The 15675-nt window shown below is 65.2% G+C and carries 14 protein-coding genes; 8 read left to right on the top strand and 6 right to left on the bottom strand.

What is annotated here, in order from left to right:
* Positions 1-10: 10 nt before the first annotated feature.
* The 3 genes from ACZY0R_RS37300 to ACZY0R_RS37310 all read right to left on the bottom strand — a co-directional run bounded on the left by ACZY0R_RS37300 (position 11) and on the right by ACZY0R_RS37310 (position 3670).
* Positions 11-985 (bottom strand): quinone oxidoreductase family protein, encoded by a 975-nt coding sequence (locus ACZY0R_RS37300; protein WP_488865597.1) that lies wholly within the window; start codon positions 983-985, stop codon positions 11-13.
* A gap of 329 nt (positions 986-1314) precedes the next feature.
* Positions 1315-2316 (bottom strand): AraC family transcriptional regulator, encoded by a 1002-nt coding sequence (locus ACZY0R_RS37305; RefSeq protein ID WP_488865599.1) that lies wholly within the window; start codon positions 2314-2316, stop codon positions 1315-1317.
* A 295-nt stretch (positions 2317-2611) separates the two neighbouring features.
* Positions 2612-3670: a beta-keto acid cleavage family enzyme gene (locus tag ACZY0R_RS37310; protein ID WP_488865601.1), complete on the bottom strand. Its 1059-nt coding sequence runs from the start codon at positions 3668-3670 to the stop codon at positions 2612-2614.
* Positions 3671-3958: 288 nt separating this feature from the next.
* On the opposite strand from ACZY0R_RS37310, the gene ACZY0R_RS37315 reads away from it, so the two are divergent.
* From ACZY0R_RS37315 to ACZY0R_RS37340, 6 genes are all read left to right on the top strand, one after another.
* Positions 3959-4948 (top strand): Bug family tripartite tricarboxylate transporter substrate binding protein, encoded by a 990-nt coding sequence (locus ACZY0R_RS37315; protein ID WP_488865603.1) that lies wholly within the window; start codon positions 3959-3961, stop codon positions 4946-4948.
* Between the two features lie 65 nt (positions 4949-5013).
* Entirely contained in the window at positions 5014-6729 is a 1716-nt protein-coding gene (locus ACZY0R_RS37320; protein WP_488865604.1) for a long-chain fatty acid--CoA ligase, read from the top strand.
* 37 nt (positions 6730-6766) lie between these two features.
* On the top strand, positions 6767-7783 hold the full coding sequence (locus ACZY0R_RS37325; RefSeq protein WP_488865606.1) for an AraC family transcriptional regulator: 1017 nt from the start codon (positions 6767-6769) through the stop codon (positions 7781-7783).
* Between the two features lie 483 nt (positions 7784-8266).
* Positions 8267-9757: an MDR family MFS transporter gene (locus ACZY0R_RS37330; RefSeq protein ID WP_488866393.1), complete on the top strand. Its 1491-nt coding sequence runs from the start codon at positions 8267-8269 to the stop codon at positions 9755-9757.
* A gap of 100 nt (positions 9758-9857) precedes the next feature.
* Positions 9858-10496, top strand: a complete 639-nt coding sequence (locus ACZY0R_RS37335; RefSeq protein WP_488865608.1) for a glutathione peroxidase — start codon at positions 9858-9860, stop codon at positions 10494-10496.
* A 174-nt stretch (positions 10497-10670) separates the two neighbouring features.
* Positions 10671-11462, top strand: coding sequence for an oxygen-binding di-iron domain-containing protein (locus ACZY0R_RS37340; RefSeq protein ID WP_488865610.1), 792 nt, complete (start codon positions 10671-10673; stop codon positions 11460-11462).
* 9 nt (positions 11463-11471) lie between these two features.
* Here ACZY0R_RS37340 and gstA read toward each other — a convergent pair whose 3' ends face one another.
* Positions 11472-12098 (bottom strand): glutathione transferase GstA, encoded by a 627-nt coding sequence (gene gstA / locus ACZY0R_RS37345; RefSeq protein ID WP_488866395.1) that lies wholly within the window; start codon positions 12096-12098, stop codon positions 11472-11474.
* Between the two features lie 137 nt (positions 12099-12235).
* Between gstA and ACZY0R_RS37350 the strand changes: the two genes are divergently transcribed.
* A complete protein-coding gene (locus tag ACZY0R_RS37350) occupies positions 12236-13147 on the top strand; it encodes a LysR family transcriptional regulator (protein ID WP_488865612.1) in 912 nt (303 codons plus the stop codon).
* A gap of 22 nt (positions 13148-13169) precedes the next feature.
* On the opposite strand, the gene ACZY0R_RS37355 is transcribed toward ACZY0R_RS37350, so the two are convergent.
* A complete protein-coding gene (locus ACZY0R_RS37355; RefSeq protein WP_488865614.1) occupies positions 13170-14063 on the bottom strand; it encodes a LysR family transcriptional regulator in 894 nt (297 codons plus the stop codon).
* 173 nt (positions 14064-14236) lie between these two features.
* Between ACZY0R_RS37355 and ACZY0R_RS37360 the strand changes: the two genes are divergently transcribed.
* On the top strand, positions 14237-15184 hold the full coding sequence (locus tag ACZY0R_RS37360) for an NmrA family NAD(P)-binding protein (protein ID WP_488865616.1): 948 nt from the start codon (positions 14237-14239) through the stop codon (positions 15182-15184).
* Positions 15185-15196: 12 nt separating this feature from the next.
* Here ACZY0R_RS37360 and ACZY0R_RS37365 read toward each other — a convergent pair whose 3' ends face one another.
* Entirely contained in the window at positions 15197-15667 is a 471-nt protein-coding gene (locus tag ACZY0R_RS37365; protein ID WP_488865618.1) for an isochorismatase family protein, read from the bottom strand.
* Between the last annotated feature and the right edge of the window lie 8 nt (positions 15668-15675).

Genomic DNA, 15675 nt, shown 5'->3' on the forward strand with positions numbered 1-15675 from the left:
GTTTCAGCAGTTAATCGGCAATGAGCACGATCTTGCCCATGTGCTGGCCGCTCGCGATGTACGCGTAGGCGTCGGCGATCGAATCCATCGGGAAGGTTCGGTCGATCGGGAGGCGGAGCTTGCCTTTGCGGAAAAACGGCAACAGGTCGCGTGCGCACGCCTGGACGCAATCGAGACGTTCCTGCTCGGTGCGCGTGCGGAACGTCGCCCCGATCAGCTTCAGGCGATTCAGCCACAGCAGGTTGATATCGACCTGCGCAGTGCTTGCCCCACCCAGTCTCGCGAGATTGACAAGGCGCCCCTTTACCGCGAGGCTCTTGATGTGGTCCTCGAATACCGTGCCGCCGATAGTATCGATGATGACGTCCACGCCACGCTTGTCGGTGGCTGCCATGATGGCTTCCACTTGCGAATCACGGGATGCATTGATGCCGACATCCACCCCGAAGCCGGCGAGGCGGTCCAGCTTTGCCGCCGACCGCGACGAGGCGATCACGGGGCTGGCACCCAGTGCGGCCGCCATCATGATGGCGGCCATGCCGACACCGCCGGAGGCGCCATTGATGAACACTGATTGGCCTGCTTTCAGTTCGCCGTTGGTGATCAGCGCGTCATGGGCGGTGATGAATACATTGGGGAAGGCGGCTGCATCGGTCCACGAGACATCCTCCGGGACCGGCATCAGCGCCAGTGGAGCAGCGACAACATATTGTGCGTGGCAGCCGCGGCCATGGCCCATCACCCGGTCGCCTTCGCGCCAGCCGCTGACTTGCTCGCCGACGCGGACGACCTCGCCCGCAAATTCGACGCCAGGGGTCATCGGGTTGCCTGCCCGATGCTCCCGCATGTACTTGATCTCGCCATAGTTGATGCCCGACGCAAAGACTCGGACCAGTACTTCATTGGGACCTGGATTCGGAACGGGAATATCCTGCACCTCGAGCCGGCCACCGTCGGCGCCTGGTATTACGCGTACTGCTTTCATCCTATCTCCTGTTTAATGGCCCAGGAGATCGGACAAATGCACGGCCATCGCTCCCGAGCCCTGGCGCTCAGGGATTCTCGGCAGTTCCACCCTCTGCCGCTTGACGGGACGCGCCACAACTTGGCCAATCGCGTCAGGAATGCACTGGTGGGAATCGAGCGCACTGCGCGTTACGGTCAGGTGCCTGCAGACGAGGGATGCCGGCAATAGCCGTGCATGGGGCAGCCATCAGTCAGATGACGGGCATTGATGGGTGGTGCCTGGCCCGGGGTATCGATGCGGATCAGCCGCTCAGGGGGAGGGCTACAGTAGTGACAAGGCCAGCCCGATCACACGAGCAAGTCGCCTCGCCAGCGAGTCGGCGACTTGCCAAATTGCGCGCTGAACCAGCGGGAGAAGGTGCTTACCTCGGAGAATCCAACCAGGAGCGCGACCTGGGACACGGGATATCGCTGGTCCCCAAGGTAGCGGATAGCCAGGCCGCGCCGGACGTCGTTCACCAGGGAGGAGAACTCTTCGCCTTCCTGCTCAAGCCGGCGTTGCAGCGTGCGGGCGCTCAATCCGAGCCGCTCGCCAACCTTGTCAATGCCGCTTCGCCCCTGCGGCAAGAGCAGGTGAACCGCGCGGCGCACATTGGACGCCATGGAAACCTGTCGGCCGAGCAAATTCTGGTCGAGAAGCTCCTTGGCGTAGCGGGAGAGATTCACGTCGCCCAGCGGATTGCGCCGGTCAAGGTCCTGACGGTCCAGGATGATGCCGTCGAAGTCGCAGCCAAATTCGACTTTCGTGTCGAACAGCCGATGGTGGATATGAAGACTTGCGGGCGCGAGATGCGAGAAATGTACGCTGCGCGGCTTCCACCTTCCCCCAAGCATCGATTTCATCAGGCACAGCAGCGCGCCGACCGAAAGCTCGACAGGCTGCCGCCCAGGATTCGGCCTTTCCGTAATCAGCTGCTGATGGACGATGGCGATATCATCGATTTCCTCAACGTGGACGGTAACGGAATCGCTCAGCAGGTGACGATACGTCTCCAACTGCCCCAGTGCATGACGCAGCGTCGGCTGGTGCTGGAGCAGCAGGCTGACGGGACCGAAATCGGACAGCCGCCAGGCTTCAGCCATCAGCAGGCCGACGGACGTGCAGCTGGACGCCTGCTCGGTGGATTCAAGCACCTTTGCCAGCCATGATTCCGGAACATGCAGGTCCGGCGAAAGGATACAAGACCGGTCGGCCCCGACGTGGTGGATCATGCGCTCCGGGTCGACACCCAAGGTCCGGGCAATCTCGGAGTACTTGACCAGAAGGGCGCTGCGAATCAGAGTACTCATATGATCACTCAGGCGAATCCTTAGGCGGCTGAATCCTTCGCCGCCCAGGCGAGGAGCAACTTCGCATGGAATCCATCACCGGCCGGCGGCGCGGCGTTGTTGCCGCTGACGGTATCCAAGCGTTTGGGCTGTGTCAAGTCACCTATATAGTAGTTGGAATAAACACCTGCGCTTCACAGCGCATCACCTGCCGCCCGAGTTCCGTCCACTGCCTTCGTCTTGAGACCAGTGGACCCGCTCCCACTGTCCTGCCTCCTGCCGGCAAGTTGACAGCGCCCGTCGCCCGGATCCGGGCTCAGAACGTCTTGCGCAGGAAGCCCTGGTTGCCGCCGTTGCGATTGGGTGCGAAACCGTTCGCCTGCAGGGATTCCTCCACCGTGTCGTAGAAAACGCCGATCCTGGAGATCTCGCGCGCCTGCTTCGCGGTGGCGATCTCGCGGCCGAACTCGCGCGAGAAGCGCACCAGTTGCTCGATCTGCTTCACGGTGCTGATTTTCTCCGTGCGCGACTGGTTCCACAGGCAGTCCTCGGTGCCGCAGCGCACGTGCAAGCCCATGGCAATTCCCATCATGTTGACCGGCAGCACGTTGCGCACGTTGCTTTCCACCGTGACGACCGCGCCATCGGGCACCGCGCGCATGAAGTTGCCGAGGCTGTAGATATTGGGCGTATCCATGCCGCCGGCGATGGCCACCCAGTTCATGACCAGCGGGCCTTTGTAGAAGCCGCGGCGCATCAGCCGCTCCACCGACTCGAAGCTGTTGAGGTTGTAGCACTGGAATGCACTCTGGATGCCCTTGGCCGTCAGGCGGCGGACGTGCTCCTCCACCCATCCTGGCTGCGCAGGCACTGTCATTTCCTTGTAGGCGTTGAAGATGGCAGGGTTCGCGCGCGAGGTGCCCTGGAAATCCGCATCCTCTGCCTGGTCGGTGACGTTCATCTGCGAGGTGTTGACGGTCACCGTGACCTGGTCCGGCGTGGGTTCCAGGTCGGCCAGCATGTGGCGGGTATCGTCAGACAGCCACTTGGCGGCCTGGCCGTCGTTCTCGGGGGCGAAGGAGATGGAACCGCCGACCTGGATGATCATCTCGGGCACCGCCTTGCGCACGCCGGCGATCAGTTCGTTGAACTTGGACAGGCGCTTGCTGCCCCGCCCATCGAGTTCGCGCACGTGCAGGTGCAGCACCGTGGCACCGGCGTTGTAGCAGTCCACCGCCTTCTGGATCTGGTCTTCCATCGTGACCGGGATGTCCTCGGGAAAGTCGTCAGGCAACCAGCCGGGTGCATAGGGCGCGGCCGTGATGATCAGGGGCTGCTGGTTTTCGGGGAAGAGGTGGCCGTCGAGGAAATTCATGGTGGTTCTCCAGGGGGAAGGGCTGCTGTTGGATTGGTCCCCTGAGTATCTTGGGCACCAGCAATTCCCGCTTGCTAATCCGGGACATTCATTTGCTTACTTGGGACAAGGGCCAGCCGGCACATCGGTTGTCGCGATCCGCAAGATTCTGTCGTGCGATGCAAAGCGCCCGGAGGAGCGAGCCCACTAGAATTTGCTCGAAGGCCATATCAGAGCCGGGCCGCAGCATCGAAGCATGCCGGTTGGCCCAGGAGCCAAGAGACTCTACCAACACAACAGGAGCGAGACATGCGCATCCCCCTGATTGCACGCCAGACGCTGGCGCTCGCGATTGCAGTTGTTCCACTGCTGTCGACCGCGCCAGCGGCGAATGCCGCCGAGTGGCCGGCCAAGCCCGTGCGGATCATCGTTGCCGCACCTCCGGGCGGCACGGCCGATATCGTTGCGCGCCTCTTCGCGAATGCGCTGCAAAGCCCGCTTGGACAGGCTGTGATCGTCGACAACAAAGCCGGCGCGGCGGGAACCATCGGCGTCCACGGCCTGCTGTCGGCGCCACGGGACGGATACACATTCCTGCTGATTCAAAAGGGCATTGCCTCGGAAGTGCCCCACGCCATGCATGTGTCCTACGATCCGTTCAAGGACATTGTTCCGATTGCGCAGCTTACCCGGCAGGGTCTCGTGCTCGTCGGCCATCCCGGCCTGCCCGCGAAAAACCTCGGCGAACTGATCACGTATGTCAAAGCGAATCCGGGTAAGGTCGACTATGCGAATTTCGGTGTCGGCCTGCGTGGCCAGACCATCGGCGTGCAATTCAATCGTCTTGCCGGACTGACGACGGGCACCGTGAGCTACAAGGGGTCGCCGCCTGCGCTGCAAGACGTGATGGGGGGGCACGTTCCGCTCATGTTCGACGGTCCGGCCACTTCGCTTCCATTCATCAAGTCGGGAAAGCTCAGGGCATTTGCCATTGCCTACCCCAAGCGGATCCCCGCGCTGCCTGATCTTCCGACCTTCGCCGAACTGGGATTTCCCGACCTCAAGGAAGTCAGCTGGATGGCGCTCTGGTCAGCGCCGGGCGTACCGCCAGCCGTGGTGGCCAGGATGCGCGACGCCACGCTCAAGGCGATGCAATCGCGCGAGATCCGGCAGAAGATCGAAGACCTCGGCATGGAAGTCGGTTCACCGGCTACCAGCGAAGAGCTTTCCGCAGACGTGCGTGAATCCTACGAACGGCAGGGCAAGCTATTGCGCTCGATCAACTTCAAGCCTGAATGAGGATCCAGGCGCGCAAGCGCTGGCGGGGGCTCAAGCAGAGTGTCAAGAAATAGGGGGAGTAAGCGATGTTGCACGCAAGGCCGGATTTTCCACTGGCGCACGTAAATTCCGGTAACGGGTCGGACGGGATTGTGTCGCCGGAAACTTCCCTCTGGTACAACCTGGAAGTCACCACGCGGCGTTTTCCCGGCAAGACCGCAATCCACTGCTATGGCTATGCGGTGAGCTTTCGCGATCTGCATGCGCAAGCGATGGCCATTGCGGGATGGCTTCAGCACGAAGCCGGTGTCAGGAAAGGCGACCGGGTGTTGCTGTATATGCAGAACTGCCCGCAGTTCATCATTGCCTACTACGCAATCCTGCGTGCCGGGGCGGTTGTCGTGCCGGTCAACCCAATGAACAAGGCCGACGAATTCCGTCATTACGCTACGGACAGCGCGGCCCGGGTGGTCGTGTGCGCCGCGGACGCCTTCGATACAGGGATTAGCGAGGACCTGCTGTCGGCTGGCCATATTCAACGCGTGCTGATGACCCGCTATGCGGAGGAGTTGCCTGCTGCCGATGCAGCCCCCGAGCCTTCGATGCCGGCGTGGATGACGGCGGAGTACGAACTGCCTGCGTGGGCTGCTGGCAAGGTGTCGCTTTGGTCTGACGCGCTTGCAGCGGGCTATGTCCCCGCACGAGATGACGCCGAAGCCGACGACATGGCTGTCGTGCCCTATACCTCTGGCACCACGGGCGCGCCCAAAGGGTGCATCCATACGCATCGATCCGTCATGCATAACGCGATCGGCAATGGCATCTGGTCGGCATGCGGGGCCGGATCGGTTGTCCTTTCGGTATTGCCATTGTTTCACGTGAGCGGCATGCAACATGGCATGAACGCGCCGATCTATTGCGGGGCTACGATTGTGATGCTGCCACGCTGGGACCGCGAGGCCGCGGGCCGGCTTATCTCGCAGCATGGCGTTACCCACTGGATGGGCAATCCGACCATGGTGATCGATCTCCTTGCCAGCGCGAATCTTGAGCGATTCAATCTCGCAACCCTGCGCCACGTTGGCGGCGGAGGCGCGGCCATGCCGCAAGCGGTCGCTGAACGCCTGAAACAACAGTTTGGGCTCAGTTACCTGGAAGGATACGGGCTGTCGGAAACAATGGCCGCAACACACAACAATCCGAGCCATTGGCCAAAACAGCAATGTCTCGGTTTGCCGACCTTCAATACGGAAGCCCGCGTAATCGACCCGACGACGCTCAAGGAATTGCCGGTCGGCGAAGTCGGCGAAATCATCGTCAGCGGACCGCAGGTGTTCAAGGGCTATTGGGGCAAGCCCGACGCTACACGGGATGCCTTCATCGAGCTGGAAGGACGAACCTACTTCCGGACCGGCGATCTGGGCACCGTGGATGGGGACGGGTACTACTTCATCACGGATCGCCTGAAGCGGATGATCAACGTGTCCGGCTTCAAGGTATGGCCCTCTGAAGTCGAGAACCTGCTATACAAGCACCCCGCTATACAGGATGCCTGCATCATCGGCACCCATGACGCCTATCGCGGGGAGACAGTGAAAACCTTGGTTGTGCTTAAATCCACCGCGAAGGGCACGGCGCCGGAAGAGATCATCGACTGGGCCAGGAAAAACATGGCGGCCTACAAGTATCCACGCGTGGTGGAATTCGTCGATGCGCTGCCCAGGTCCAGCACGGGCAAAGTGATGTGGCGACAGCTGCAGGAGCTGGAAAAAAGCCGTAGCACGGCCAATGGAAAGTCATAACGCATCGTCGGGGTGCGCCGAGGCGTTAGCGGAACCCATGCAACACGTCGGTAAGTTGATCCGCAGTGCCAGCCTGAACGGCTACATCGAGCTGGTGGAGTCGCTCGGGCGCGATCCACACGCCTTCCTGCGAGGGGTGGGGCTGTCGGCGCGGCTGCTCGAAAATCCCGAGACGCCAATCCCCAGCCACGCTGTGCGCGAATTGCTCGAAGTCACCGCGCGCGCCACCGGCGTGGAAGACCTTGCCCTGCGTCTGGCGGCGCGGCGCACCTTCTCCAACCTGGGGCCCATCAGCCTGGTGCTGAAGGAAGAGCCGACCCCGCGGCAGGCGCTCGACACCTTGTGCCGCTACCTGAAACTGCTTAGCGCTACGCTGATCACTCGTATCGAGGATGCCGGGCAGTCCGTCATCATTCGCGAAGACCTTCTGCCCAGCCCCGGACTGGCCACGCGGCAGGCAATGGAGCTGGCGGTCGGCGTGAAATTCCGCATTCTGCGCGAGCTGATCGGTCCCCAGTGGCGGCCGCTAGAGGTTTGCTTCACACACCGCCCGCCGGTCGATGCGTCGGCGCACCGCGCCTTCTTCGGGCGCAGCCCGATGTTCAATCAGCCATTCAACGGCCTGGTCTGCGCGGCGGCCGATCTGCAGATGCCGCGCACGCCCGACAATCCGGGCGCTGCGCGCTTCGCGCGGGACTACCTGGAGGCGGCGCTGCGGCACCGCGATGAAGGCGTCCGCGAATCGTGCCGGGAGCTGATCCTTGCCTTGCTCCCGGGAGGACGCTGCACGACCCAGCAGGTGGCGCATCTTCTGCGCGTCGATCGCCGCACGCTGCACCGCTACCTCAGCGCGGAAGGGCTGACATTCTCAGTCCTGCTCAAGCAGGTGCGCTCGGAACTGGTGATGCGCCACCTGCAAGAGAGCGACCTGCCGATCGGCGAGGTCGCCGGGTTGCTGGGCTTTTCCGCGCAGAGCAGTTTCAGCCACTGGTTCCACGCCGCCTTTGGCTGCAGCGTCTCGGACTGGCGCAAGCGGGTGGCTGCCGGGTCGTGACCACCGCAGGCACCGCTTACGCTGGAACTGGTACGGCAAAAAAATACCAACTCCCTTCCGCATGCGGCTTCTCGCCAATTTCCTGCCCGATAGCGGAGTGAACGGGGAAAAAGCAGCCATGATGCGGCAAGACGCTCACGCCACGCCGCATCACAAACCAACTTAGCCCCGCACTCGATATTCAGTCTCCGCATATAATTATGCGTTCACTGAATTGGCCTTTCCCGAGCCCCCGTGTGGCCTTTGCTGCTACCGGCAGCACCGCCATCGCGCAGCACTGGGTACGCGTTCAATCAGCTGAATTCAATCTTGTGGCCATGTTCCACGCTGTAAGCGGACAAAGGGTATGACTTGTCTGCCGTTGGGCGCAACGCTGGCTACTCATGCTTACGTGCCGGCTGCCTTTCGATGTCTGTTTCCGCTTCGCCTTCTTCTTCCGTCGCCATCCCTGCCCCTGCCCCTACCCTGAGCCACCAGGCCATCATGCGCGTGATCGGCGGGATCGTCCTGTGCATCCTGCTGGCGGCACTGGACCAGACCGTGGTGATCCCGGCCGTGCCGGCGATTGCCAACGACCTGAACGGCTTTGGCCACTTGTCGTGGATCGTGACGGCCTACCTGATCACTTCCACGGTTTCCACGCCGCTATACGGCAAGTTGTCCGACACATACGGCCGGCGGCGGCTGCTGATGCTGGCGATCGCGCTGTTCATCCTGGCTTCGGTGGCGTGCGCGATGGCGGCCTCGCTGGAGCAGTTGATCCTGTTCCGCGCGCTGCAGGGCATTGGCGGGGGGGGCCTGATGTCGCTGGCGCAGGCGGCCATTGCCGATGTGGTGGCGCCGCGCCAGCGCGGGCGTTACCAGGGCTACCTGGCTACGGTGTGGGCGGTGGCTTCCATCGCCGGTCCGCTGGTCGGCGGCTGGACTTCGGATCATCTCTCGTGGCGCTGGCTGTTCTGGATCAATGTGCCGCTGGGACTGCTGGCAATGTTCATGTGCCATCGCGGCCTGAGCCAGTTGCAGGCGCGCGGCGGCGCGGCGCGGGTGGACTGGGGCGGCGCGTTGCTGCTGACCGTTTCCATCGTGGCCTTCCTGCTGGCGATGAGCTGGGGCGGCGATGTCTATGCCTGGCTGTCGCCGGAGATCGCCGGCCTGGCCCTGCTGGCCGTGGCGGCAACGGCCGCGCTGGTCTGGCAGGAGCGCCGCGCGGCGGATCCGATGTTGCCGCCGCGGCTGTTCCGCAACCGTGCTTATGTGCTGGGCGTGGCGGCGTCCGCGATGGCGGCGCTGAATATCTTCCTGTGCATCTTCGCCTTGCCGCTGCATTTCCAGCTGGTGCGCGGTGCCGATGCTTCGGAATCCGGCCTGCTGGTGGTGCCGTTCCTGCTGTCCACGGTGGCGGGCAACTTTATCGTGGCCGGGCTGGCGCCGCGCCTGGGGCGGATGCGCGGCATCCTCACCGGCGGTTTCATCGCGGCGGCGCTTGGCCTGCTGGCGCTGGTGGCGGTATCGCCCGGCACGCCGCTGGTGCTGGTGCTGCTGGCGATGACGGTGGCCGGCGTGGGGCTGGGCATGGGGATGGTGGGCACCCTGATGACGGTGCAGAACGTGCTGGAGCGCCGCGATACCGGCGCCGGCACCGGCGCGCTGCTGGTGCTGCGTTCGCTCGGCAGCGCCTTTGGCGGTGCGCTGGCCGGCACCTTGCTGACGCTGGAGTTCCGCAATGCGCTGCAGTCTTCCGGCGTGAGCCGGGCCCTGGACCTGGGCGCGCTGCGCCACGGCAGCGAGGCGCTGGCCCAGCTATCGCCCGCGGTGCGCGACGTGCTGACGGGCGGCGTGGAGTCGGGCTTCCGGCTGATCTTTGCCGTCGGCGCCGTCGCCGCCCTGCTGGCGCTGGCGATCGTGCGCCGCATGCCGGACGTGGAACTGCGCAGCAGCGTGACCGAGCACGCGGCCACGCTGGCGATGGAGTAAGCGGGCGGGAGGCGGCACGGGCCGCATCCGGCACAATGCCCGCATCCAATCGGCGGCCAACGGCGTAAACTACGGACAGACCACTTCTGGAGTTCCGTTCATGCGCCGTCTTCCCGTTCAACGCTTACGCGCCTTGCAACGTACCGCCTTGACTGGCGCGTTGATCCTGGCCGGCGCCGCCGCTGTCGTCGCCACGCCGCGTCTCGCGCGGGCCGCGGATGCCCCGGCCGCCGGCGCAGCCAAACCGGCCGGCGCCTGCCCGGCATCGCTGAACTTCAAGTTCCCCCGCTTGCAGGACGAGGCACCGCAGGACCTCTGCCAGTACGCCGGCAAGGTCGTGGTGGTGGTCAACACCGCCAGCTACTGCGGCTTCACCCCGCAGTACGAAGGGCTGGAGGCGCTGTACGCCAAGTACCGCGAGCGTGGGCTGGTGGTGCTGGGTTTCCCCTCGAACGATTTCTCGCAGGAGCCCGGGTCCTCCAAGGAGATCGCGGACTTTTGCTACAACACCTATGGCGTGAAATTCCCGATGCTCGGCAAGTCGCATGTGCGCGGCAGCGATGCCAACCCCATGTACGCGCTGCTGGCCAAGCAGTCCGGCACCACGCCGAAGTGGAATTTCTACAAGTACCTGATCGACCGCAACGGCCAGGTGGTGGGCAGCTATAACAGCATGACCAAGCCGGACGACCGGCAGTTCGTCGGCAAGATCGAGCAATTGCTGGACGGCGCGCGCTAGGCAAACGGCGGCGTCGTTCCAGAGCGGCACCCGCAGGCGCGGGTACGGGAACGGCGCGCCGTTCCGGTGTGGCCGGACCCGCTGCATTGGGGCCGATTCGACCGCTTATTGACCAGCGTCAAGCCGCGCAAGCGCCGCCATCGCTACTTTCGCCGCTTTGGGGAGAGACAAACGATGGCCATCACGCTATACGACGCCGGCGGGCATACGTGCCTGCTGTTTTCCGACCTGGTCGACGAAGAGCACGGCGAGGTGGTGCAGACCAACCAGTTCCTGATCGTCGATCACGGCCACGGCGCGCTGATCGATCCCGGCGGGCACATGACCTACGGCGAGTTGTACCTAGCCATCAGCTGTTACTTTCCGCCCAAGCAGCTCGACTATGTGCTGGCCTCGCACGCCGATCCGGATATCGTCGCGTCGGTCGGGCGCTGGCTTACCGCCTCCGGCAGCCGCATCCTGATCTCGCGCGTGTGGGCGCGCTTCCTGCCGCATTTCTGCCAGGCCGGCAAGACGGAAGGGCGCATCGTCACCATTCCCGACGCCGGCATGCCGGTGCCGCTGGGCAACTGCACGCTGCTGGCGGTGCCGGCGCATTTCCTGCACTCGGAAGGCAACTTCCAGTTCTACGATCCGGTCAGCAAGATCCTGTTCTCCGGCGACCTTGGCGCGGCCATGACCAGCGCGCGGGAGGCGGGTGCGGTGGTGGAGGATTTTGCCGCCCACACGCACGCCATGCTGCCATTCCACCAGCGCTATATGAGCGGCAACCGCGCCTGCCGGCTGTGGGCCAATATGGCGCGCGAACTGGATATCGAGTGGATCGTGCCGCAGCACGGTCCGTCATTTCGCGGCAAGGCCATGGTGGCGCAGTTCATCGACTGGGTGTCGACGCTCGAGTGCGGGCTGGACCTGCTGAGCCAGGACAATTACAGGCTGCCGCCCTTCACCGCCACGGCAGCCTGATCCGCGCCATCAGTCGCGCGCCAGCCCTTCGGCCACCAGCGCCTCTTGCACCTTGGGGCGCGCCGCCACGCGCGACAGGTAGGACTGCAGCGCGGGATAGGGGTTGAGCGGCATGTGCAGGATATTGGCCCAGTTGACGATGGCGAAGCAGTAGGCGTCGGCCACGGTGAACTGCCTCCCTGCCAGGAAATCGCGGGTGGCCAGGTGCTTGTCGAGTTCGGCCAAGCGCACGGCCACCTTGGCCTTGCATGCCTCGCGCGTGCTCTCGGCGGTTTCCTTGTGCCACAGCCACGGGCTGAAGACCTTGTGCAGCTCGGTGGAGACCAGCGTCAGCCAGCCCACCGCTTCCAGGCGCTCCCTGGTGCCGGCCGCCGGCAGCAGCGCCCTGGCCGGAGCGAGGTCCGCCACGTATTGCAGCAGCGATGCCGCCTCGGTATGGCGCGAGCCGTCGTCCAGCTGCAGCAGCGGCACATAGCCGCGCGGGCTCACCATATAGAAGTCATCGCTGCCGTGCTCCAGCTCGGCCAGCTTGTGCGTGGCCAGGTCGACCTTGGCGAGGGTGAACGGCAGGCCGGCTTCGCGCAGCGCGATATGGACGGCCAGCGAGCAGGCGCCAGGGGTGTAGTAGAGCTTCATCGGGTTGTCCTTGGAGGTGGGATGGTTCGGCGTTTCGGGTTTCGCCGCCACGGCTTGTGGTGGCTGTGCAGGCAGTCTAGGATTGCAGTGATGCAATCACAATGCGCGTGAGTGCAAGTCATGACTGCAAATTTGCAATGAACATGCCATATCAACTCTCCTCTCCCGACCTGGACATCGTGCTTGCGCTGGTGCGCGGCGCCACGCTGGCCGAAGCCGGGCGCCGGCTCGGGCTCGATGCCTCCACCGTGTTCCGCGCGCTGCAGCGCATCGAGAAAGGCCTGGGCCGGCGCCTGTTCGAGCGCAGCCGCTCGGGCTACCTGGCGACGGAACTGGCGCAGCAGTTCGCCCAGCATGCCGAGCGCATCGAGGCCGAGCTGGAAGCGGCGCGCGCGCATGCCTCGGTAACGGCGGGCACGGTATCGGGCCTGGTGCGCATCACCACCACCGATACCGTGCTGCACGGCATGGTGCTGCCGGCGCTGGCGCCGCTGGGCCGCCGCCATCCGGGGCTGAGCTTTGAGCTGATCGCCACCAACGAGCTGGTCAGCCTGACCAGGCGCGATGCCGACATCGCCGTGCGCGCAACGCGGCGGCCGCCCGATCACCTGATCGGCAAATGCCTCGGCCGCTTGCGCGTGGCGGTGTTCGTATCGCGCGAACTGGCCGAGTCGGCTGGCGTGCCGGTCCCGGAGCCGGGCGCGCCGTTCGACGCGGCCGCGCTATCCACCCTGCCCTGGATCGCGCCTGATGAGGCCATGCCCGATCACCCTTCGGTGCGCTGGCGGCGCAAGCACCTGCCGCGGGTGACGCCACAGTACCGCGTCAACAGCATCGCCGGCGTGGTGGAAGCGGTGGAGGCCGGGCTTGGCGCCGGCGTCGTCTCGCTGATGATGGGCCGGCGCAGCGGCAGTTTGGTGGCGCTCAGCGGCCCGCTGGACGAGTGCGAAACGGACCTGTGGCTGCTGACGCATCCCGAGTCGCGGCATCTGCGGCGCATCGCCACCGTGGTCGGCCATCTTGCGGAGCATGTCAGGCTCGACGATTGAGACGGGCCGCGCTGTCTGCGGCTTACGCCGATGCCAGTGCGGCGGGAATGGCGCTCGCGAGAAAATCGTAGACCGCGCGGATGCGCGCGCTGCCGCGGATCTCCCGGTGCACGGTGAGCCAGACCGGCAACGGCGGGATCGTCAGCTCAGGCAGCACGATCCGCACGCGCGGATCCCCGGCGGCGATATAGCGCGCGGCAAAACCCACGCCCAGTCCGGCGCGGATCGATTGCCACAGCACGATATCGTCGTCGCTGCGCACGCCGAACGCCTCGCGCGAGACCTCGACGCCCATGGCGCGGAAGCCGCGCAGGATGGCGTCCCCGCGGTCATAGCCCACCAGCTCGTGGCGCAGCAGGTCCTGCGGCATGCGCGGCACGCCCTTGCGGCGCAGGTAGTCTTCGTGGGCGCAGGCGCATAGCGGTACGCTTGCCACCTTGCGCGCGATCAGCGAGGCCTGGCTGGGCCGCACCATGCGGATGGCGATATCCGCCTCGCGCCGCAGCAGGTTGCTGACCTCGTTGGACGACACCACCTCGATGGCGAGCTGCGGCTCGCGCAGGCGCAGGTCCGCCAGCAGCGGCGGCAGCAGGAAACTCGCCACCGCGCGGCTGGCCGACACGCGCACGGTGCCCGCGATGCCTGCCTGGCCGCGCGCCAGCGTGCGCGCCACCGCATCGGCGCCCTGCTGCATGGCGCGCGCATGCCCGGCGATGGCGCGCGCGGCGTCGGTGGGCTGCAGGCCATGCCCGGTGCGCTCGAACAGCGGTACGCCGAGTTGCGCCTCCAGTTGCGCCACATGCCGCCCTAGCGTGGGCTGGCTGCTGGAAAGCCGCCGCGCCGCGCCCAGCAGGCTGCCGCTTTCCATCACCGCCAGGAAGGAGCGCATCAGCGCCCAGTCGAATTCTTCGGCCATGTCCTCTCTCTTTCCTTGCCTCTCACGGTATTCAAAAATGAATTCGTGAATTGCCAGTTCATGCAATTGTGAGGCAGCGGCGAATTGCCCACAATGGTCTTCATCGGGCCTGCCTGTCAGCCACGCCATCCCGGCGGGCTGCGCGGGACGGGTGGCAGAGCAAGGAGATCATCGTGAGCGAAACCGTATTGATCCTCGGTGCCAACGGCCGGCTCGGCCGCACCCTGGTGGATGCCTTTGCCGCCGCCGGCTGGAGCATGCTGGCGCAGGCACGCCGCCCGCTGGCCGGCGCCGAGCCGCAAGGCGTGCGCAGCCTCGCCATCGACGTGGCAGACACCGCGCAGTTGCGCGCCGCCGCGCGCGGCGCCAGCGTGGTGGTGAACGCGCTGAACCCCGTCTACACGGAATGGGAGCAGCACGCCGAAGCGCTCGCGCGCAGCGCAATGGATATGGCGCAGGCACTGGGCGCTCTGCTGCTCTTTCCTGGCAACGTCTACAACTACGGCGAATCCATGCCGCCGCTGCTGCGCCCCGGCACCGACGAGCGGCCCAGCGCACGCAAGGGCCAGATCCGTTGCCATATCGAGGCGACCATGCGCAAGCGCGCCCCGGCGCTGCGCAGCGTGGTCATCCGTGCCGGAGACTTCTTTGGCGGGCCGGGGCGCGGCTCATGGATGGACCTGGCGATCGCCAAATCGCTCGATCAAGGCAAGGTCGTCTACCCAGGCCCGCGCGACTGCGCGCATGCGTGGGCCTACCTGCCCGACCTGGCGCAGGCATTCGTTGCCGTGGCGCAGCGCCACGCGGACCTGCGCGGCCATGCCGTGCTGCATTTCGCGGGGCATACGCTGACGGGCGGGCAACTGGTGAGCGCGCTGGCGGAAGCCAGCGGCATGCGGCAAGCGCCGCGCGTGGGCGGCATGCCCTGGTGGCTGATCCGCGCCGGCGGCGCGGTAGTGCCGATGTGGCGCGAACTCGCCGAGATGGCCTACTTGTGGAAGGTGCCGCACGCGCTCGACGGCACCGCGCTGCAAGCGCTGGTGGGCGAGTTGCCGCGCACGCCGCTCAGGCAGGCGCTGCGCGATAGCCTTGGCGAACTGGGTTTGCGGGTGGCGGCCTGAGGGCGGTACGTGCTATTGCGCCATGGCCTCGGCGCGCGTAATGACGCTGCCGAAATGATGCCGCCACAGCTTTACGCCCAGCGCGCCGGAAGGATCGAGAGATGAACCTACGGTGAGGTCGGAAAGCAGCGTGGGCTGCAGCCCGGCATCGAACAGCGCAAATCCCGCCGCCAGCACGCATGTCTCCGTCTGTATGCCGGCGACAAGCACCCGCTCGGGCGCCAGTTCGCGTAGATACGCGATCGCATCGCCGGACGGGAGAGAGCCATGCTTCACGAACACGCGATCCGCCGGGATCAGGGACGCATCGCCGGTGCCCGGCGCCCAGCCAAGCTGGCGCATGAATGGCGTGCGCGCTTCGTCATGGTGCTCCACGGTTGCCACCGAGGGCATCCGGCCCACCAGTGGCAGCAGGCCATCGATCAGCCATTGCGGCGGCGAGAAGGTGGGCTGGACATCGACGATCAACAGGGCCTGTCGCAAGGTACTCT

The sequence above is a fragment of the Cupriavidus sp. F041 genome, from assembly GCF_057814235.1.